20 protein-coding genes and 1 pseudogene are annotated in these 21,013 nt (G+C 47.2%); 10 read left to right on the top strand and 11 right to left on the bottom strand.

Annotated features, from left to right (window positions below; translation table 11 throughout):
• Positions 1–5: 5 nt before the first annotated feature.
• Positions 6–722, bottom strand: a complete 717-nt coding sequence (locus ACYVB1_RS14230) for a ferritin-like domain-containing protein (RefSeq protein WP_460924445.1) — start codon at positions 720–722, stop codon at positions 6–8.
• Positions 723–1,270: 548 nt separating this feature from the next.
• Between ACYVB1_RS14230 and ACYVB1_RS14225 the strand changes: the two genes are divergently transcribed.
• Together ACYVB1_RS14225 and ACYVB1_RS14220 are read left to right on the top strand one after the other, a co-directional pair.
• Positions 1,271–1,684, top strand: a complete 414-nt coding sequence (locus ACYVB1_RS14225) for a hypothetical protein (protein WP_460924444.1) — start codon at positions 1,271–1,273, stop codon at positions 1,682–1,684.
• Positions 1,685–1,978: 294 nt separating this feature from the next.
• A complete protein-coding gene (locus ACYVB1_RS14220; RefSeq protein ID WP_460924443.1) occupies positions 1,979–2,434 on the top strand; it encodes a hypothetical protein in 456 nt (151 codons plus the stop codon).
• A gap of 216 nt (positions 2,435–2,650) precedes the next feature.
• Here ACYVB1_RS14220 and ACYVB1_RS14215 read toward each other — a convergent pair whose 3' ends face one another.
• Positions 2,651–3,139 (bottom strand): GAF domain-containing protein, encoded by a 489-nt coding sequence (locus tag ACYVB1_RS14215; RefSeq protein WP_460924442.1) that lies wholly within the window; start codon positions 3,137–3,139, stop codon positions 2,651–2,653.
• A gap of 433 nt (positions 3,140–3,572) precedes the next feature.
• Here ACYVB1_RS14215 and ACYVB1_RS14210 point away from each other — a divergent pair, with 433 nt between their 5' ends.
• The 7 genes from ACYVB1_RS14210 to ACYVB1_RS14180 all read left to right on the top strand — a co-directional run bounded on the left by ACYVB1_RS14210 (position 3,573) and on the right by ACYVB1_RS14180 (position 11,292).
• On the top strand, positions 3,573–3,917 hold the full coding sequence (locus ACYVB1_RS14210; RefSeq protein ID WP_460924441.1) for a hypothetical protein: 345 nt from the start codon (positions 3,573–3,575) through the stop codon (positions 3,915–3,917).
• 307 nt (positions 3,918–4,224) lie between these two features.
• A complete protein-coding gene (locus tag ACYVB1_RS14205) occupies positions 4,225–5,130 on the top strand; it encodes a YihY/virulence factor BrkB family protein (RefSeq protein WP_460924440.1) in 906 nt (301 codons plus the stop codon).
• 220 nt (positions 5,131–5,350) lie between these two features.
• Positions 5,351–6,625 carry an MFS transporter gene (locus tag ACYVB1_RS14200; RefSeq protein ID WP_460924439.1) on the top strand — a complete coding sequence of 425 codons (1,275 nt, stop codon included), beginning with the start codon at positions 5,351–5,353 and terminating at the stop codon, positions 6,623–6,625.
• A gap of 176 nt (positions 6,626–6,801) precedes the next feature.
• Entirely contained in the window at positions 6,802–7,299 is a 498-nt protein-coding gene (locus ACYVB1_RS14195) for a DUF4168 domain-containing protein (RefSeq protein ID WP_460924438.1), read from the top strand.
• Between the two features lie 330 nt (positions 7,300–7,629).
• A complete protein-coding gene (locus ACYVB1_RS14190; RefSeq protein ID WP_460924437.1) occupies positions 7,630–8,601 on the top strand; it encodes an aldo/keto reductase in 972 nt (323 codons plus the stop codon).
• A gap of 220 nt (positions 8,602–8,821) precedes the next feature.
• Positions 8,822–10,351, top strand: coding sequence for a biopolymer transporter TolR (locus ACYVB1_RS14185; RefSeq protein ID WP_460924436.1), 1,530 nt, complete (start codon positions 8,822–8,824; stop codon positions 10,349–10,351).
• A gap of 92 nt (positions 10,352–10,443) precedes the next feature.
• Positions 10,444–11,292 (top strand): sugar phosphate isomerase/epimerase family protein, encoded by an 849-nt coding sequence (locus ACYVB1_RS14180; protein WP_460924435.1) that lies wholly within the window; start codon positions 10,444–10,446, stop codon positions 11,290–11,292.
• Between the two features lie 109 nt (positions 11,293–11,401).
• Here the strand turns inward: ACYVB1_RS14180 and ACYVB1_RS14175 are convergent, their stop codons facing one another.
• From ACYVB1_RS14175 to rfbF, 8 genes are all read right to left on the bottom strand, one after another.
• Positions 11,402–12,208, bottom strand: coding sequence for an NIPSNAP family protein (locus tag ACYVB1_RS14175; RefSeq protein ID WP_460924434.1), 807 nt, complete (start codon positions 12,206–12,208; stop codon positions 11,402–11,404).
• 114 nt (positions 12,209–12,322) lie between these two features.
• On the bottom strand, positions 12,323–13,129 hold the full coding sequence (locus ACYVB1_RS14170) for a DUF4184 family protein (RefSeq protein ID WP_460924433.1): 807 nt from the start codon (positions 13,127–13,129) through the stop codon (positions 12,323–12,325).
• A 106-nt stretch (positions 13,130–13,235) separates the two neighbouring features.
• Positions 13,236–14,126 carry a hypothetical protein gene (locus ACYVB1_RS14165; RefSeq protein WP_460924432.1) on the bottom strand — a complete coding sequence of 297 codons (891 nt, stop codon included), beginning with the start codon at positions 14,124–14,126 and terminating at the stop codon, positions 13,236–13,238.
• Positions 14,127–14,255: 129 nt separating this feature from the next.
• Complete coding sequence (locus ACYVB1_RS14160) at positions 14,256–14,789, bottom strand: dTDP-4-dehydrorhamnose 3,5-epimerase family protein (RefSeq protein WP_460924431.1); 534 nt, start codon at positions 14,787–14,789, stop codon at positions 14,256–14,258.
• A gap of 83 nt (positions 14,790–14,872) precedes the next feature.
• On the bottom strand, positions 14,873–16,162 hold the full coding sequence (locus tag ACYVB1_RS14155) for a UDP-glucose dehydrogenase family protein (protein WP_460924430.1): 1,290 nt from the start codon (positions 16,160–16,162) through the stop codon (positions 14,873–14,875).
• Entirely contained in the window at positions 16,162–17,277 is a 1,116-nt protein-coding gene (locus ACYVB1_RS14150; RefSeq protein WP_460924429.1) for an NAD-dependent epimerase/dehydratase family protein, read from the bottom strand. Before ACYVB1_RS14150 ends, ACYVB1_RS14155 begins: the two co-directional genes overlap by 1 nt.
• Before the next feature lie 34 nt (positions 17,278–17,311).
• Positions 17,312–18,628, bottom strand: coding sequence for an NAD(P)H-dependent oxidoreductase (locus tag ACYVB1_RS14145; protein WP_460924428.1), 1,317 nt, complete (start codon positions 18,626–18,628; stop codon positions 17,312–17,314).
• A gap of 31 nt (positions 18,629–18,659) precedes the next feature.
• Complete coding sequence (gene rfbF, locus ACYVB1_RS14140) at positions 18,660–19,466, bottom strand: glucose-1-phosphate cytidylyltransferase (RefSeq protein WP_460924427.1); 807 nt, start codon at positions 19,464–19,466, stop codon at positions 18,660–18,662.
• 733 nt (positions 19,467–20,199) lie between these two features.
• On the opposite strand from rfbF, the gene ACYVB1_RS14135 reads away from it, so the two are divergent.
• Complete coding sequence (locus tag ACYVB1_RS14135) at positions 20,200–20,721, top strand: serine acetyltransferase (RefSeq protein ID WP_460924426.1); 522 nt, start codon at positions 20,200–20,202, stop codon at positions 20,719–20,721.
• A gap of 183 nt (positions 20,722–20,904) precedes the next feature.
• Here ACYVB1_RS14135 and ACYVB1_RS14130 read toward each other — a convergent pair.
• Positions 20,905–21,013: pseudogene (locus tag ACYVB1_RS14130) on the bottom strand (IS1 family transposase); the annotation flags it as partial.

Below are 21,013 nucleotides of genomic sequence, written 5' to 3'. Positions count from 1 at the left end.
TCCGGTTAAGCTGTAGGTAAATTACTCGCGTCAATCTCAGTCACAATAAAAGGGGCTGCCATCTGCAGAACCTGAGAAGGAGGTAATGCCTCATCCAATCCATCGTTAATGAAGTCCACAAAAGCATCATTCGGCGCAATAAGGTCGTAGATTGCCTCCGCGTGCCGCGCCTCCACCGACACAATTTTACCGGCTACCACCAGGAAGTCAGGGTTTTTAAGAAGCGGACCTGCACCGTTATAGGCCGCCACACCAAGGTCTTCGAAAGTTTTGGCAGTCTGGAGCACACTGCTTCTGTCTCTGAAATCAACCATGCTAAAGTCGAACTCCAGCTTTTTGATAGCATTATTGCCTAAGGCTGCCTCATAAAACTCGCGGTGAGCTACTTCATGCTGCCGTACGTCTTCCAGCACTCTTATTTCCTCAAGCGTTGCACCGGCATAAAAACCCAGCAATGCTACTTTGGTATAGAAAGCTGCCTCCAGTTGCTCCAGTGCATAGGCATAATTAAGGATGCCGATGTCCCCGCTCCCAAGACTCACTTTCTTAGCGGTATTTGGGTTCTTCGGCGGAATAAACTCCTCCAGCTGCTCGCAGCCTGAGAGTAGAATTGCGGAAGTAGCCAGAGCGGCCCCGCCGTATTGCAGGAAACTCCTGCGGGAACTCTTCAGCCCCCCACCGGGCCTGTAGCCCTTTCCTTCAAAATTTGTAAGGTTTGACATAATACTCCGTTAATGGTTAAAAAAAATTGAACTGACAGTTCCTTCGCTAATTTCCATTATCTGCGCCCTCACAAATTTCCGGGGAGCGCACCTCTGGTTTAGCAATGCTGAAACTCGTACGAGGCAAGCAAACAGCTTTGCGTCCTTTTTTCCCGTTTAAGGTAAAATAGCTGCTCAAACACCCTTCTACCTGTACCGGTCGGACAGTGATTTTTTTGTATTCTAAATGATTTTCAACATAGGTAGAAGTACTTACGATCTTGTGTCAGGAAATATAAATAAAGTGTGATAAATACCGTGTATATACACACACTGTATGAGTGAGCACTCAATTATCTTTAGGGAACAGTAAATCCAAGGTTATTGCTGGGAATATCCCGGGAGCGGTGGAGAAAAAAAGTCTACGTATTAGTTACTAGAAGAGCAACCCAAAGGCAATACCAGTCGAACGCCTAAGTTTAAAGGAAATGAAATACATCATCTTAACTTAATTCGCCTATCAGCTAAGCACGTGAAATTTAATGTATCTTTGATTGATAAATCTGGTTATGATTATTTATAAAAACGGCTTAATAACCCTCGACTATACTCCTGCTACAGATGTGCTAAGTGTAGAACTACCCGATGCTGTAGCTTTTGGAGTGCCTGAAATCGAACGTTCATTAGAGGTTATAGCAGAGAATGTTCAAAGCTACGACATAAAAAAACTGCTGCTCGATAGCAGCCAGGCGGAGGTTGGAGGAATAGATGATGCTGCCTATAAAGTTGTTGTGACTCAGTTTCTGGCAAATCTTACAAAAGCCCGGCTGCAAAAACTAGCACGCCTAAATACTGCCCCCGTTAATTATGAAGAAAGAGTGGTAAGTGTTGCCAACGAAGCCACCCAAAAACTGAATGCTCCTTTCGAGGTGAGGATGTTCACTAGTAAGAACCAAGCGTATGACTGGCTTTTAAACCAGTAGTTACAGAACGCTTCTCTCTCCCACTGTAGCGTGTTCAGCTACTTTTTTCACTTACGAAGCAGCAGTTTATCTCAAGCTTTTCAATCAGGGCTCAGTTACTGCCCTGCCCTGGCAACCTCAAACATGAAGAGGAGCATGTAAAATAAAACCTTTTCAAGATCAGGCTGCACCACTTGCCCCCTTCTAGTACTAAGGATGTTATGTAGAGCCATAATATTTATTAATAAAATATTATTTTTTATAATTAAATACAGTACCTTACTTCTATGTGCAAGGCTTCTTTCAGATAGGGCAATGGAAAATTCTGTATTAACAAAAGACACACTGGTGTTGCCAGAAAACATCTTAGAAATGGAGAATAAGTGCTTCCATCTCTGGATAGACCTTAACGTGAAACTGATGTATACAGAATGGATTCTTATGCCTGCTGCAACAGAGTATAGGGAAGCAGGTGAATTGTTTGTGAAATTAGTGCGGGATTATGCTGTGGAGTGCTGGATAGCGGATTCAAAAAAGCTGGCAGGTTTTCCTATTCATCTGCAGAAGCCGGTGCTGCAGCAGTTGGCTCCTGCTCTTGCAGGTGGTTCGCTGAAAAAGCTGGCTCGCATTATAGAAAAAGATACGCAGAGCGGTTTATTGTTTGAGAGTATCTCAAATAACTTAAAGGAAAACCACAAGTCAGTAATCGAGGTGGAACAATTTATTACGTTCGAAGATGCCGCGGACTGGGTAGGGATGATTCGGGGCTGAGCATGTGTATGAAAGATAGTACAGAACAGCCTTTAGAATTACTGTCTTGCACTAGCAGCAGTTCCCGAAGCACAGGAAGGATAAACTGGAAGTAATCCGGAATTTAATCTCCGGATTACTGTGATGAGAAAGAAATCACTTTCCGTCTCTCATATTACCGCTAGCTTTTGCTGCAGTCACAGCAAAAGCTAGTGGCAATTCAAATTTATAAAAGCATCAGGAGGCTTGCTCCGGGTTAGCTTTTATATAGCGGCTCATCTCCTCTCCGATACGCATCAGGTCGTTTGTTTCCTCTTCCGTGAAATCATAAGGTACCGGTTTCGCTATTCCAAGGGTACCGTATAAGTCTCCATCCAGTAACAGCGGTACAGCTATAGAACCCTCCACCTTTGTCTCCTTTGCCGCAGGCCGCGCCACACCAGAACTGTCTGTTTGCAGGTTACACATTTCCACAGGCTCTTTTCGTTCAGCAGCAATTCCAGCCATTCCCTTTCCTATCGGAATGGCAGTCATTTTAGGAAGTAAAAAAGGTGGGATACCCTCATAGGCTTTCAGTGCCAGGAGCCCGGTGCTTTTGTTCAGGATATGAATTGTTCCGGTACTGCAATCAAACGCTTTGATGATGTCTGACAGAAGTTGCTGCCAGTTAACAGCAGCGTCGTGGTTCTGAAGCGCTAAGAGAATAGAGGAGTTTGTAGAAAGCATAGCGTTAACTTTTTATATAGCATCTATTTTTTATAAGCTTTAGCCGCAAAGTGGCTGCATGTTATACAGCACCTGCTAAAGCTGTTCATTCAATAGCCTTTAAAGTATCAGGTACGATAAATAGCTTCATCACAGCCATAAGCCGGACCTGATGGCACAGTCCTTCAGCGAAGATAACATAAACCAGCAGTCCGTGCTACTGCCAGGCACAGTAATAGTGAGTAATCAGGCGCAAAAATGCCACACAAACTTCCACACTTTGTAGAAATATTCCACAAAGTGTGGCGGAACTCACACAACTGTTATCATACCCCACCTATAGAACAAACATCTTAAATACTGCTTAACAGGCTTTACAGCAATAAGTTAAACACACCTATATAGTTTTGGCACGATTCTGCTAAGGAGGAAAGCGAACTTAAATAATACGACTATGAACAAAGTGACTTTTTTAGCAGCAGCCATCGCATTATTTGGTGTTTCTTCCCTTGATGCCAATGCTCAGACTTCTACCCAGCAAGGCCAGACGCCAACAACGCAGCAGGGTCAGGAAGAAAAAAAGGAAAAGGTAACAAAAGACCAACTTCCAGCGCCGGTGAAAGCAGCTCTGGAAAGTGATACATATAAGGATTGGACAGTAGAAGAAATTCATAAAGTGACCCCTGCCGAAGGAAGCGCAGAAGGCAAGGCAGTTTATGAAGTGACTATGGCCAATGCACAAGGCCAGAAAGGCGTTGTCCGAATGAACGAAAGAGGCGGTGACGCTTCAAAAGACTAGTGAACGAATAGGTAATCCTATTGTTAAAAAGCCTTCGCCTTGCGGGGGCTTTTTTTTTGCTCCACAGCTGGATAAGCTGCAGACAAACTTCTTCATTGGGAAATTACCGCCACAGGTTTTAAACACAGGCTGGGAAATTTATGGCCACTTCCCCCTGCTCTTAGAGTTGGCAGAGAGAACACATGCCTGAAGCTTATCAAGCCCTTGCCGCACTGTAATCTTACATTCACGCTAACCCCCGGAACAGCAACTCGTTATGTAAGGAAAGTGGTTTGCTGCTTATCCTGCTTTTTAAAGAGAGTTGCACGTGAAGAAATTTTTAAACAAAGCCTGGCAGATATTAAAAGATACCAAGCGTAATTTCAGGGGAAATCAGCCAATTGTGTATAGCGCTGCCATTGCGTTTTTTACAATATTCTCCCTGCCTGCCATCCTGATTGTGCTGACGCTGGTCGGTTCAATTTTCTTTTCAGAAGATGCTGTAAGACAGGAGGTCGTTAAAGAAGTGGAGCAACTCATTAGTGCTGAGGCTGCCGAGCAGGCAGATACCGTACTTCAGAACGCAACAAACATACCTGCCGGCTTTTGGGGCGTACTGATAGGCATTATCATGGTAATGCAAAGCGCATCTATTATTTTCTTTATGATGCAGAAGGGGCTCAATGCTATATGGCAGGTAAAGGTAAAGCCCGGAGTAAATCTGTTAAGACTACTAAAATACAGGCTGATAGCACTGGCCATGGTAGTAGGCCTGGGCCTGCTGCTTTCCATCAGCCTTCTACTCGATACATTAATCGCTATCTACAGCGAGGAGCTGTTTGATGTTTTCGAGGAGTACCTTACTCCTGCCGTCCGCACCATCAATACCGTATTTTACCTGTCGGTGGTGTTGATCTTTTTCACAGCGGTACATAAAGTTTTACCAGATGCCAGGGTTGCCTGGAAAGATGCACTGGCAGGCGGGGTGATTACTTCTATCCTGTTTTTGATAGGAAAGCAGATAATCAACTATGTATTAAGCAATGTGCAATTGATTGGTATATATGCCGCCGCAGGCTCGCTGGTTATACTGCTCCTGTGGGTATTCTACTCCTCCATTATATTACTTCTGGGTGCAGAAGTAACAAAGTCCTATGCAAACAACCATGGCAGAAAGGTAGATCCCAAGCCCATCGCAGTTAAATACAAAGAAGTAAGCAGCGAGGACGTATAAAACAGCTGCATAAACACCTCTTGCCACAGCTGTGTTTCATGTACAAAGCTTTTATAAGCCAACCTGCACCTGTTAATACCTGCTCTTTTCTAAACATACAAGTAAACCAGCAGCAGCCTTTCAGCTACGGACTTATTCCCTTAATTTTGAAGCCGGTTATGTTTCCCTTTGGCTTGTTCTACAAGGCAAAGGGAAAATAAAGGTGCTTAAGGAATATATCATGACCAAAACGAATACCCAACCGGGCTTGAAGGAGAATGCCGGACAGTTCTGGCTGTTAATGTTGATGACTGGCTTTGTTGGGGCAATGGTGGGGCTGGAGCGCTCCGTTATTCCAAAATTTGCCGAAACTGTTTTCGGCCTGAACGGGCACACGGCTATCCTTTCTTTTATTGTAGCCTTCGGACTGGCTAAATCTGTGGCCAATGTACTAATGGGGCAGCTTTCGCTGCGTTTCACGCGCAGGCAGCTACTGCTGGCCGGATGGCTTTTTGCACTGCCGGTACCCTGGCTCCTGCTTTATGCCAGCAGCTGGTGGTGGGTACTGTTGGCTAACCTGCTGCTGGGTATTAACCAGGGCCTGGCCTGGACCTCCAGCATTGTGATGACGCTGGACATGGTAGGTGAAAAGAACCGTGGGCTTGCTATGGGCATCAATGAGTTTGCCGGCTACCTGGCAGTAGGTCTTGCCTCCTTTCTGGCAGGCTATATTGCCTCTTCCACCGGCGAGGTAACCTATGCTTTTCTGCCGGGTATCGCCTTCTCTTTAGCAGGCGTGCTTCTGGTGCTTTTTGTGGTGCGCGATACGCATGCGCATGTGCAGGCAGAGGCAGCTAAAAGCACGGTGTTGTTGTTGCAGAGTGTGTGGAAAGACACCACCTGGCGCCACACAAACCTGGGTCCTGTTACACTAAACGGCTTTGTGACAAAAATAAATGACGGCGTACTATGGGGATTACTGCCAATGGTACTCGGTTCAAAAGGCTATTCGCTGGTGGAAATTGGCTTGCTGGCGGGTATTTATCCCGCTGTGTGGGGTATCGGGCAGCTGTTTACGGGCAAGTTAGGCGATACCTACTCCAGAAAGAAGCTGCTGTGCCTGGGCATGCTGCTACAGGGTGGGGCTATTTCCGCTCTTTTCTTTACAGGCTCTTACACTTTGATACTGATAGCCCTTGCAGCAGTAGGTACCGGAACAGCCATGGTTTACCCCACCTTCCTGACCTTGGTGGCAGATAACACACATCCCAGCCAGCGGTCGCAGAGCCTGGGCATTTTCCGGTTTTGGCGCGATTTCGGGTACGTGGCCGGTGCCGTGGCAGCAGGCCTTTTCAGCGATATGTTCGGGGCAGAAGCAGTGTTGCTGGGAGCCGGAATCCTAACAGCAGGAGCCGGCATTTTCTCTGAGTTGCGCATGGTGCGGCAGCCTCTCAGTTCCGGCCCACAGGAAGCTGCAAAATCAAAAAGAGCCAGGGCATATTCTGATTCTATGTAGCAGGAAAGGCAGCAGTGGTTTTGACTTTGGCATTGTAATTGGTTAAATTACGCTACGAGTGGGAATGTGAAAACTTTCTTCGCACGCTTTTGCAGCCTTTTTACTTATGTTTCCGTTACAAAAAAAGGTACCCAATCGTCTAAACCTATTTTTAACCCAATCCTAAAAACTCCATTATGGTACTAATTAAGAAAGGGACTCTTGCCGCTGTAGTAGTAGCAGCATCTATGTCTTTTGGCCAAGCCGCTTTTGCGCAGCAGGCAGCAACTCCCCAAACTGAAACACAACAGCAATCTGCCCAGGAATTTTCTGATGCTGATTTAGAGAAGTTTGTAGAGGCAAACTCAACCGTTACAGAAATCCAGAAAGCGAGCCGCGACTCTTTGGTAGCCGCTATTGAGAGCGAAAACCTGACAGTAGACCGCTTTAACGAACTGGCAAAGGCACACCGTGCACAAAAACTGGAAGAGGTTGCCGAAGACACTGAAGAGATTTCGGCCTTCAGTAATGCAGCGCAACGCGTTGTAAAAATTCAGCCTGAAACAAGAGAAAGAGTGCAGGAGGCGATAGAAGAAGAAGGGCTGACAGTAGAAAAATATGAAAAGATTATGGCTGCCTATGAGAGCGACCCTGCTGTGAAGGCAAAAATACAGGAGGTAGTAAGCAAAGACTAAAGACACTTTTAGGTCTGCTATTCTATAAAAGAAAAGCTTCGGTTCTGATGAGCCGGAGCTTTTTCTTTTATAGCGTTATTTTTAGCGGGCGCACATCTACTTCACTGCATGCTGCAGTTTACTGACCTCTTCACACAGCTCCCGTTTATTTACTAGCCACGTTTGGTGGCGGCAGCGCCTGCTGGCACTACCACACCTTCCTGAAGAGCAGTTCTTAAACGATCGCGCGCTGTTTTGTCCGCACAGGCAGAACCTGCGTATGTTTGGGCAGGGGCTCCTTATATATAGCGGGCTTTTCTTATATTTACTTTCTACAATTTAACGACGACTATGGAATATAGAAGATTTGGCCGCACGGGCTGGAACGTAAGCGAAATCGGGTATGGCATGTGGGGGATGGCAGGATGGACGGAATCTGACGATGCCCAATCCGACCGCTCCCTGGATATTGCCGTGGAAGGCGGATGCAACTTTTTTGACACTGCCTGGGGTTACGGCGCCGGCAAAAGCGAGCAGATCCTGGGCCGCCTGCTGAAGCGCCACCCGGAAAAGCGGCTGTATGTGGCAACCAAGATCCCGCCCAAAAATATGAAATGGCCTTCAAAGGCTGAGTACAAACTGGAAGATTGCTTCCCGGCGTCCCACATTATTGAATACACTGAAAAGAGCATCAAAAACCTTGGCGTGGAGACCATTGACCTGCAGCAGTTTCATGTGTGGGAAGACAGTTGGGCAGATCATGAAGAGTGGCAACGGGCTGTGGAGCAGCTGAAAAGAGAAGGTAAGGTACAGCACATGGGCGTGAGCGTGAACCGCTGGGAGCCGGAGAATGTACTAGACACCCTGCTCACAGGCCACATCAGCAGCGTACAGGTTATCTACAACATTTTTGACCAGGCCCCAGAAGACACACTTTTCCCGCTTTGCAGAGAGCTGGATGTTGCCACCATTGCCCGTGTACCATTTGACGAGGGCACCCTTACCGGAACTTTCACTAAAGAAACCACTTTCCCGGAAGATGACTGGCGCAGCACCTACTTTGTACCAGAGAACCTCAACTCCAGTGTAGAACACGCTGACCGCCTGAAGCCGCTGGTACCGCAAGGCATGACAATGCCTGAAATGGCACTGCGCTTTATCCTAAGCAACCCGGATGTGAGCACCACCATTCCAGGTATGCGCAAGGCAGCACACGTGAAGTCTAACCTCAGCGCCAGCGACGGAAAAGGACTGCCAAAAGACCTGCTGGATGAACTGAAGCAGCACCGCTGGGACCGTGAACCAACCGAGTGGTCACAGTAAGAGCAAAATGATTCGTACCCATTACAAGAAGGCCTCTGATGATCGTCAGGGGCCTTCCTGTTTATAAGGTGTTTGCATGAAAGCAATAAGGTTCCAATTCTTGTCGTCCTGCCGGGGCTGGCGCTTAGCCAGTAATTAATGTACTGATTTTTAGAATAGTAAAGAGATTCTTCCTATATTAATAAGTTAATGAATTATCACTTCTAATCGCCATCATGGAATGAAAAAGACCACATGGAGCACCCTCTTTTTTTGTGTCGGTATATTGGTTTCGCTCACCTTTCCTGCCAACTCTCAGCAAAAACAAATCGGTGAGTTTGAAGGCAGCACAGATGTAGGCAACGTGCTGAAGCCAGGCTCTGCCACTTATAAGCCTGAAACGCAGCAATACGAGGTAGCGGGTTCAGGGTACAACGTCTGGTTCGACAAGGACGAGTTCCACTACCTTTGGAAGCGCATGTCCGGTGACTTCATTCTCTACACCCGTGCCAGATTTGTGGGAGAGGGCGTTGACCCGCACCGGAAAGTTGGTTGGATGGTGCGCTCCAATCTGGAAGGAAACGCCCCACATGTTAACGCAGTGGTGCATGGCGACGGGCTAACTGCGCTGCAGTACCGTGAAGCAAAAGGCGACAGCACCAAAGAAATCCGCTCGGATGTAACAGGCGCCGATGTGATTCAGCTGGCAAGAAAAGGCAACACCTACACCATGCGTGTCGCTAAATTCGGACACCCGTTTGTTACAAAAGAGGTTAGCCACATGAATTTAGGTGATGATGTATACGTTGGCTTATTTGTGGGATCGCATAACAAGGATGTGCTGGAAAAAGGGATTTTCAGTGATGTGCGTATTACGGTACCAGCCCCGGATGACCTTGTGCAGTACCGGCAGTACCTGGGCAGCAACCTGGAAATACTGGACGTAAACACCGGCGACAGGGAAATTATCTATACAGCTCCCAACTCCATACAGGCCCCAAACTGGACACCGGATGGCAAAACCCTGATCTACAACTCTGACGGATTAATCTATACTTTTGATTTGGCCACGCGCCAGCCCAAAAAGCTGAACACCGGCAAAGTCACCAACAACAACAATGACCATGTGCTGTCTTTCGATGGCAAAACGCTGGGCCTGAGCAGTGGCGTAGAGGAACTGGGCGGCTCCATTATATATACGGTCCCTGTAACAGGCGGAGCACCAAAGCAGGTGACGCCAAAGGGTCCTTCCTACCTTCACAGTTTTTCTCCGGATGGCAAGAACCTTATTTTTACCGCCGAGCGCAATGGAGAGTGGGATATTTTCCGGGTGCCTGCAAAAGGCGGCAAAGAAGTGAACTTGACTAATGCCAGGGGGCTGGACGATGGTTCGGAGTATACCCCGGACGGCAAGTACATTTACTTCAACTCCAACCGCAACGGGCCAATGCAAATCTGGCGTATGAAAGCAGACGGCAGCGATCAGGAAGCCGTAACAAATGGTGAGTTCCATGACTGGTTCCCCCATATTTCACCGGATGGCAAGTCTATTGTCTTCCTCTCGTTCCTGAAAGAAGAAGTAGAGCCCGGCGACCACCCTTTTTACAAGCACGTGTACCTGCGCATGATGCCGGTTGGCGGCGGAGAGCCAAAAGTGATGGCCTATTTATACGGAGGCCAGGGCACTATCAACACCCCCTCCTGGTCACCGGACAGTAAGAAGGTGGCCTTTATCAGTAATTCGGATGCAGTGCAGGCTGTGGCCAAGTGACACATATCACTGTTTTACAGTTACTTACTCCCTTTAAATCTAGCCTGGATAATATCAAACTCAAATTTTGCAGATACTTCTAAATCAAAACCATGAACACAAGACGCGACTTTCTTAAGAGTTCAGGCGCACTGGCACTAGGTGCGCTCCTTCTCCCAAACCTGGCAGCGGCCGCCAAAGGAACAGCCAAGGTAAATAACGTGGGGATACAGCTCTACACGGTACGCAAGGAAATGCTGGCCGATGCAGTGGGCACTTTAAAGCAACTTGCCAAAATCGGCTATAAGGAACTGGAGTCTGCACGCAGCGAGAAGGGGCTGTACTATGGCCTGCAGCCTAAAGAAATAAAGAAAATAACAGAGGACCTGGGTATGACGCTGCGAAGCGGCCACGTACACATCGACAAAGACTGGGACCGTACAGTAGCTGCCGCAGCCGAAACCGGGCAGGATTACCTTATCTGCTCCTCTCTCCCATCAAGAGGGCAAACAGTGTCTAATTATAAGCATGTAGCAGATATGTTCTCGAAGGCCGCAGAAGATTGCAAAAAAGCAGGCATGATGTTCGGCTACCACAACCACGAGTACGAGTTTGAAAAAGAAAACGGGCAGGTGCTGTACGATGTGCTGTTAGACGAAACAGACCCTGAACTGGTGAAAATGGAGCTGGATCTGGGCTGGGTTATCTTAACCGGGAATGATCCCGTGACCTACTTTGAGAAGTACCCGGGCCGTTTCCCGCTCTGGCACCTGAAAGATATGGACAGGACAAAAAGGGAGAGCACTGAATTTGGCAAAGGCGCCATCAACATAAAGCGCATGCTGCAGAACGCTGACAAGTCGGCCATGAAGTACTTCTTTGTAGAGCAGGAAGAGTATGCCGGTGCAGCCATGGACAGTGTAAAGCACAACTATCAGTTTCTTCAGAAAATGAGCATGTAAAAATAAAAGCCCTTTCCTGCACATCTTAAAAAAGAATCCCTGGCCTTTATAAGAGGCCAGGGATTCTTTTTTTACGCCGTTGGGGCAATGAATATGTTATTCTGTCTTTTTATATATCAGAATAAGAGGTTGGGTGAAGCAGGTAAATATCGGCATGGGAGACGTTGTTAGCATATTCCGGCATGGCACTCATCTTTTTCCACTCCGGGTCTTCTCTAAAAGCGTTCCAGTGCTTTTCCCGCTCTACCATGTTCTCGAAAGTAGTCATGTACATGAGGTTCGGCATCTTGCTTCCGGCTAACACACGACCATAGAATACAGCATTGAAGCCCAGCCGATCAAAAAGTTTGATTTCTCCTTTGTTGAACATATCCACCTTGTTCTGGTGCAGTTTTTCAGTGGCTGCTTCGTAGCTGCGCAACTCATAGATCCTTTCCTGTGGCGCAGAATTCAGCTTCGGAGCACTTACGCCCTTCATACCCACAAAAGCATCTAACAGAATAGTCTCGAAATGGCTATACAGCGGGTTGTTATGAGGAGCATCCAGATATTCTTTTCCGGCAGCGGTGTATTGCTTGTCTTTTGCCAGCGTCTCATCTAGTTTGTAGAACTGTTCCGGAGAAGAAAGTGGAATCAATACATAAACCAGTTGCTCTGTAGGAGCGGGTGCATTTGTGCCGGTACTTTCGGCAGGCTTGAATACTCCTACTTTGCTGATGCCTGCACGATGCAGGGCGGGCAGGTAAGCGTTCTGCAGGTAGTTGTCCAGCCGTTCCTCCTGGCTTTTATCTTTCAGATGGAAAATCTTTAACTGCTGCAGGTTAGGTTTGGTCGCCTGGCTAAGGGCAGGCACGGCATTCAGCACCCACAATACCAACAGGCAGAGGGCAAACAGGTTCAGTTTTTTATAATTCATAAATAAGGCAGTTGATTTAGATATGTGAATGTGATTAAAACATTAATCTAATACATAATCAGGAATATTCATACCATCAGGCGCAATTTGAAATTCCACTACCTGATGTCCGTCCTACACACCCTGTACAGGGAGGTGAACTGAAAAAGCAAGCAGTATACAGAATACGTTCGCGTTGCCAGAAGGCTTTTTTATTCTGAAAAGCAGAGAGGTAATGAGCAGGCTGAGCAATCCGGCTGAAATCATTACCACCACAAAGTTTGAAAGGTAACTGAGGTGGTAGCCGACCACATACCTGATAACAGTTATCACAAAGGCAATCAGCGTAAAAACAACCCAAAACCAAGCTTTCCTGCTTGTACTGCCAGGCAGATTCTGAACGCGCTTTTCCGGAAACGTGAATAAAACATAAAGCACAACCAGTAATCCAATAATAGAAAAGCTTATCTGCAGGAAATTAAAAATGCCTACGCTTACTGGTCCAATTGACATATATTCTAAAAGCACAGGAAACCACCTTACAAACAGGCCATCACGATGCGTGAAGGCATCCCAGGCAATATGAGACACAGTGCCTACCAGAATCGATAAGATAATGACTACATAATGCTTCCGAAAGTGCTTCTTCCAATCAAAGTTCTTAAACCGGATGAACCGCTTTTGCAAAAAGGCAGGCAGGTGGTCAATCAGCTGGTCCCGGACAACTAAGTGAAACAGAAAAGCAAGAATCAGTGCTATTGGAAGGTTAAAGTAAAATATACTTCTCCAGGTATGGCTGTAGGCATCATACGCCTGCATCCGGATAAACTTTTCGAAATCAGGGGCCATACTGCCGATGATCAACCCTGTCATGGATCGCCATCTTTCAGGAAAGTACTGAAAGGGAAGAACAATGGCAGGATGTGAAAAGGTAAAAGGCATGTCTTAAACTTGAATGCAGGGCCTTATCCGGAGAGAACACCTCATATAACTCCTCAGAAATTGTTAGTACCACGATGCAGGGAGGCCTCACCCTTTATTGCTGGCTTTATTCTGTTTTGGTTAAAGCCAGGCTTACCTCCTGCCGTTGTGCACGAAAATACTCCCGAACCTGCTTTTCTTTTATGTCTTTCCAGGACCGGGTGGAATGGATAATTTTTTTTCCGTCCCTGCGGAGTTGCTCCGGCGAGGCAGGCAATGTAAGCCACGCGCAACCGAAAGGAAGCCTGCCGGAGGCCAGGTCACCAAACCCGAAGCCAAATGCTTTGGCAATCAGGCTAAAGATATGGTCCTCTTCGAGGTAGCATTTCCCGAGGTTATAGCTTGGCAGATACCCTTCCTCATACATCTTGACGAGAAACGGCTCACTTAAAAAGCAAACGCCTCCGAATACAAAGTCTCCGGCAGTGTAGCCGTATTTTAATGCTTTCAGGTACAAATTCAGGATGGAGAAATTTCCCCTGGGGCGGCGGATCAATTGCCAACTTATCGCCTTGAGAATTTCGCCCCTTCCCCAGGAAATATCCCAGGGAGTACCATCATAATTGGAGGGGTACTGCCCGGCAATTCCTATGTTAGGGTTAGACTTGAACATCCGGATGGCTTCTACCTCAGGATTTTCACCAATTATCAGGGCATCGGCATCCATGCGCAGTAAAGCATCGAACCGGTAGTTCTCCACCACATGGCGGTATGCTATGGCTACTTTTACATACAGGCCACCATTTTTGGGAAATCTTTTTGGGGAGTAAAGCACATCAACAGCCGGATACTTACGTTTTATTTCGGCTCCTATTGCTGCTGCGGGCTCAACTATGAAAACAATTTTGTAGCTACACTTGGTGTAATAGGTAATACTGTCAATGTTATCAGAGACGATGTCCATCGGGCAATTAGGCCCGACAGGCATCACCACAATCATGTCATAGAATTTCTTCATAGTGGATCTTTTCTAAAACTCAATTTGATTGATGCCCTTAAGCAAGGTGTGGCGTACGCCAGCCTCTGATAACCCCCTGGTGCGGGGCATATACAACCTACAAAAGCGCAACTCAAACACATTCTTCATTTATTCAGAAACCTGCTCCTTTACCAGCGGCCAAGCCTTGTCTTTTTCTGATAATATCGGGTTCTTTTCAGCCCAATCTATTTCTAGCTTTGGATCACTCCATAATAATCCTGCTTCCGCCTGAATGTTGTAGTCATTATCGGCCGTATACAGCACTGCGGTATTGTCCATCAAGGTCAGGTAACCGGTGGCAAAGCCCCTTGGAATGGAGATTGCCAGCCTGGCATGGTCCAGCAACACGGTAGAAGCCTGCAGATAAGTTGCGGACGCAGGCCGTACGTCTACAAAAGCGATCTGGGCAGCCCCTTGCACTACTCTGAATATTTTAGCCTCCGCCGCCTCCCCCTGTTGGTAGTGCAGGCCACGCAGTGTATGTTTTTCAACTGTAACGACATGGTTGATCTGCCTTACTGTATAGTTGTTCAGGAATGCATTATCTGTATTAAAAACCTTCAGAAAAACACCCCGCTCATCTTCAAAAAAATTTGACTCAAATGAGATAGGGCCGTTTGCATACTGGGTGATAAGCTTCATTTATGAGAGGGTGTTTTATGTAGGTTTAAAGCGTTAGGCTAATTACGTACTGCTGTTAACTGCGGTTTGTCAATTGCACAATTTTAGGTATTTACCGCACCCACTACAGTAGAGTCCGGCAGGTCGGCAAATAAATAGCGGAAGTCGAACAGGCGCTTGCTTGTTACCAGGGCCTTGTTTTGCCTGAACTCGCTCCAGCTTGTGAGCAGCACCAGTTCATCAGCCTTTTCTACCAGCGCTTCCAGGGAATCGGCGTAAGCAATCGGCAGGTTGTATTCCTTCGCAAATACATCGTTGGCCATCGGGTCATAGGCTATGATATTTGTGTAGCCTTTCTCCAGCAGCTTCTCAATTATAAATTTGCTCGGGCTCAGGCGCACGTCATCAGAACCGCTCTTGAACGACAGGCCAAGAATGCCGATTGTATTTTCTTTCGGCACCACTGCTGCTATTTTATCAGCGGCAAAGTCTTTCACTTCTTCGTTTATCTGCAGGTTGCCTTCCAGGATTTTTGGCGTGAAACCATTTTCCCGGGCAATGCTGGCTAACGCGGCTGTGTCTTTGGGCAGGCAATACCCGCCGTAACCGCAGCCGGGGTACACATAACTGGCCATGGCAGCAGGTGTGCCCGTCCAGCGCTTGTCCTGGTGCAGTATTTTAAAGGCTGCCGGCACGTCAATGTCACCGATGTGCTCGGCAATCATGGCCATCTCGTTAGAGAAGCTGATTAGGGTAGACAGCAGCGTGTTGGACAGGTATTTTATATATTCTGCTGAGTTATAAGACACATAGTGCACCGGCGCATTGAAAGGCAGGTAAATCTGGTTCAGCAACTCTTTGGAGGCTTCGTCTTCCACGCCGATGACCACGCGGTCCGGGTTCATAAAATCGTCCCAGGCATAGCCTTCCCGGAGAAACTCGGGGTTAGAAGCCAGGCCTATTGGCTTTTTATACTGCACATTCAGCTGGTCTACGTAGGGCTTTACCTTTTTAGAGACAGTAGATGGCGGCACCGTAGACTTTGTGACAATGACTTTAAAGTCGCCTTCGCTTGCCTCAAATACCTGCTTCACGGCGTCCAGCAAATACGTCAGGTCAGCGCTGCCGTCGCCATTACCCGGCGTACCTACACAAATGATAATCACTTTGCTATCATTTACGGCTTCTTGCAGAGAAGCGTCTACAATAAAGTTGCTGCCTAACTCTTCCCGTAGTACCTCATCCAGGTGTGGCTCGTAAAACGGCACCTCGTATTGCCTGATGCTGTTAACCCGCTGCTGGTTTACGTCGATGCCATATACCTTAAAGCCTTTCTTACTGAAGCCTAAAGCCGTGGTCAGGCCTACAAATCCAAGTCCTAGTACTGTTATCATTATAGTGTGCCGTTATTGATGTGAAGGAACTTCAGGTAACGACGGATGCCGTCCTGCACCAGCACCGTAGGTTTGTACTGGAGTATTTCTCTTGCTTTGCTGATGTCCGGGCAGCGCCGGTTCGGGTTATCTGTCAGGTAATCTTTATCAGCTGACACCTTAAAGGAGATCTGTCCCTGGTAATCAAAGATGGCTTTCCCCTCCCTGTTGAAGATCTCGGCAAACTCTTTTACTGAAATTTCAGGTCTGTCCATGCCAATGTTGAACACGTCAAACTCACCGTACAGCAACACCTTCAGATAGCCGGTAATGGCATCAGAGATATAACAGAACGTGCGGGTGGGCGTGCCATCAGAAAGAATCTCCAGGTCGCGGCCTTCTATCACGGCCTTGGCAAAATCAGCCGGCAAGCGTTTGTCGTTGATGTTCATGCCCGGGCCGTAGTTGTTAAACGGACGGGCAATGCCTATAGACATGTTGTGCTTCTGGGCGAACAGGTAGCAAAGGGTTTCCCCAAATCGCTTGGCCTCGTCGTAACAGGCGCGGGGGCCAATGGAGGCAACGTTGCCCCTGTAATCTTCTTTCGTCGGAATAAATTCCGGGAAGGGATCTCCATAAATCTCGCTGCTCGAGAAGAAAAGGAAGCCTTTCAGCTGCTTATCCGCATAAAAGTCCAGCAGGCGGCGCAGGCCTGTAATGTTGGCGTCTACGGTTTCTATCGGGTAAATGCGGTAAAAGGTAGGCGAAGCAATAGAGGCCATGTGTATGACAACATCTGCTTCAGCGGCACCAGGCACATCCTCTACCGAATCTGTAATCACATTGAACTCATGCAATTCTATCAGGTCTGGATTGCTGCTGACGAGGTTGTCCAGCCAGTCTTTGGTGCCTGTCAGGAAGTTCTCGAGCGCGATGATGCGCTTGATTTGTAGCTCCTGGGCAAAGTGCGAAAAGAAGTGCATGAAATAATAGCCCAGGAAACCGCCACACCCGGTCAGCAGGATGGAGGAGTCCCGAAGCTTGTCTTTTTCCTGTTCGGTCAGCTGCTCGAAAATAGCGACCATATCTTCCTGCAAAATCCGGTTATCGGTTTTGGCTTGAATTGCTTCGATCATAAAATTGGTTTTCTGAAAATGACTGCAAGATGTGTTATTCAGCTATAGCCGCTTTAGGCTGTAGTTCCGGAAAGAACATTTGGGTCTGTTCCCGGTACAAGCGCTGCACGAGGTTATCCTCCGGCAGCTCTACATCGTCAAATGTAAGCACGTGGTCCCGTGGCAGGTCGCGTTTTACCCTGGCGCCTTCTGCCAGACCTATCGGCAGCAGGTTCTCCTGGCGGGCGGTGGTCGCATTCTCGCACTGGCCGTAGGTATCGTAGCCACCAAGGCCATCTAAAACCTTTCCGGCCTTCAGCTCTGTTTTTGCGAAAGTGACTACCTCTACTACCGGCCCGGCGATAGGCGCCATGATGATGTCGTTGAACAGCACCATACGGGCGATGGAAAAAGGAATCTCAGCGTAAATGAGGTGGTACGGCGTGTAGAAAGAGTACAGCGGGCCTGTGCCTAACTTACCATACTCCATGTAGTGCTTTATCTTCGGGTCGTCGGTGGTGGCGAAAACGAATACGCCTGGTCCGGGTTTTGGCCCCACCACATAGTCCACAATGCCACCGAGGCGCTTAAGCTCCTCCACATCATACATACCTGTCATATCATCTATGTGGCCGTCGTAGTTCAGGCCAATCATGCCGCGCTTTGCCACGCCCATACCGGTAGCATTCGCTACACAAGCCTGCTCGATGGATATTTTGGTGCCGTCAGCAAACTGCGTTACCATTTCGGGGGTTAACTGCCAGCGGGCTGCAAACCCTGCCTGCGTGGTTGGGTTCCGGTAATAGTCCTGCAACCCTTTGATATTGCCGCATATCAGCGGCGTAAGCCCCAGGCCTTTCACAAAGCGGTACAGGTTCATGATAACACCGGGCTGGTCGCCGTCGCAGCCACTCAGCATCACACCGGCTTTGTCGGCATACACTTTCAGGATGGGGCCAACAGTGGCATCAACCTCCGGGTTAAACAGCAGCACATGTCTTTTGTGCTCAATGGCTTTTATGATCAGGTTGGCAGCGTATTGGATGGTACCAGTACATTCTACTAACAGATCCAGTCCTTCCACTTCGCAAAGCAGCTCCGCATTTTCAGTTACGGCTAAACCGCCGGAGGCAACGCATTCCTGCAGGGACTGTAAGTCATTGCATACTTCAGGAGTATGGCCGGTATATTCGTAGGCCTCCACGGCTTTGCTAAGGGTGCGGTTCGCAATGACGGTTATTTCCATGCCGGGAGTATACTTCATCACGAGGTTTACAAGGCCTTTGGCCATTTCCCCTGCTCCCCACAAGCCAACACGAATGGGATTTTCTTCTTTTTCCCGTTCCTGTAAATATCTGTCAACTATAATCATGATTCTTTTCTAAGGGTGAATTAAGAGCGCGCTACAGCGTTACCGGGGCTGGTTTGGTGGTTACTTTATCATACCAGGGGGCTTTGCCGGCCTGCCACATATCTTCCAGGTAGTTTTTGTCGCGCAGGGTATCCATGGGCTGCCAGAAACCATAATGGCGGAAAGCAGACAACTCGCCGTTCTTGGCCATTACTTCCAACGGTTCTCGCTCCCAGGTAGTCTGATCATCCCGGATATAGTTCATTACCTCCGGATCCAGCACAAAGAAACCGCCGTTAATCCAGGGCATTTCATCGCCCTTCGGCTTCTCCTGAAAATGGTTGATTCTGGTGTCGTCTGATGTTAAGTTAAAAGCGCCGAACCTGCCAGGCTGCTGAACGGCCGTAAGGGTAGCCAGGTTGCCCTGCTCCTGGTGAAACTTGATAGTGTCTGAAATATTTACGTCGCTTAATCCATCGCCATAGGTCATGCAGAAGGTTTCATCACCAATATGGTCTTTTACACGCTTTAAGCGACCGCCTGTCATGGTGTTGAGCCCAGTATCCACCAGTGTTACTTTCCATGGTTCGGTGTGTGTGTGGTGCACCTCCATGCTGTTGTTCCGCATATCAAAGGTGATATCTGAATTATGCATGTAGTAATCGGCAAAATACTCTTTTATCATATAGCCTTTGTAGCCACAGCAAATGATAAACTCATTTATTCCATGATAAGAATATAATTTCATGATATGCCACAGTATCGGCTTGCCACCGATTTCTACCATAGGCTTCGGCCGAACGCCGCTTTCTTCGCTTATCCTGGTGCCATAGCCACCTGCAAGTATAACTGCTTTCATTTATTGTGATTGTTTAGTGAGACGAATAGTTAAGGGGGTTGTGATAGGTCTTAGTGATTGTAATGAACATTATATGCTCGAATGAATAACAGCAAGGGAGCTACAGTACTTTTTAAGCTTGTAAAAACCTGTACCATAGCAACTTCTTATTTTGATATTTAAAAAAGGAACTGATGTTTTTAGTGTATTCTGTGGCAATTCCACCTCCGGGGCAATACAACAATAGAGTTTTCGATATATTTACCAGAGATGTACCTTTTACTGTTTTATCAGTAAAGTGGTTATGAAAAAATTTCAAAAAATACTGAAAATTGTTTTAGGCGCAAAATCAGCGGAATCTCAGCATCACACTTAAGCGCCAGCATGCTCTAGCGGCCAAAAATCGTGTAAGGGAGGAAGGGCACAGCCTGTCCTGATTTGGGAGCGTTACCCCAGATCTATTGCAGCAACTGTGTAAAGTAAAATGAGCTTTTGCTATTGTATCTGAGCAGGAGGCAGGTCTTACTGTAAAACAACATAGCACACTAGTGACAAATAGAAGTTTGTGTTATCATGGAAAGGCAGCAGACTAGAGGGGTTAAAGCAGGTACCACAAACTATATGTAAGGCGAACACATTTCGACACAACAGAACACAGGAGAATAAAGTATAAGGTACGGTCACTATATAGGCGGAATAGCTTGAATCAATACGCAGGACGGACAGTAGTATAAAACAACCTTAGTTCATCAGAATGTCACATATTTTCCAGGATTGGAGCACAAACCAACAGAACATCAAAGGCAGAATAGTGCTGGTACTGTTCAGGCTTGCACAACTTGCATCCCGCAACAAACTCACCCTCCTCCTCTTATCACCCTACCTTGTCTTTTACAAAGTTGTAGTAGAGTGGTTTTTAGGCATTGAGTTACCTTATTCAGCAAGAGTTGGGAAAAACCTTTTTCTTGCCCATGGCCAGGCTTTGGTTGTTATACATGGAGCTGTTATCGGAGATAACTGTGTATTAAGGCAGTCCACCACAATTGGCATTAAACGGTATGATGATGGCACCTTCTCAGGTTGCCCTGTCATAGGCAACAATGTGGATATAGGCTCTAACGTATGTATCATCGGAGAGGTCAGGATAGGCAACAATGTTAAAATCGGCGCCGGGTCTGTTGTTGTAAAGGATGTACCCGATAATGCAATTGTGGTCGGTAATCCTGCCAGAATCATCAAGCAGGCTGAACCTGTCAGACAGGCGGAACCTGTATAGCCTAAAGCAATAGCTGTATATATATTTCTACTCCACCTGAAGGAAACTTTCCCTATATTTCGTTTTTTCTCCTTTGTATCCCGAGGCACTCTCCTGCTCTTCCTGAACCTGCCGGCACATAAGCAGTAACAAGGGCTATACAGGCTCAAAAACCACTTCAATAAAACTAATTTTGGTTGTGGTCTACAATGTATGATGGTTTCGGTAATAGAATATTAGCTTCATAGCGTTATAGTGATTCTGCTCTTTTTTAGAGAAGCAGGCTGTTTTTCTGACCAATCTTCTGTTCCTT

It is taken from the genome of Pontibacter brevis, assembly GCF_054779655.1.
The sequence above is the reverse complement of the archived record's forward strand: the minus strand, read 5'-3'. Positions and strand labels throughout refer to the sequence as shown.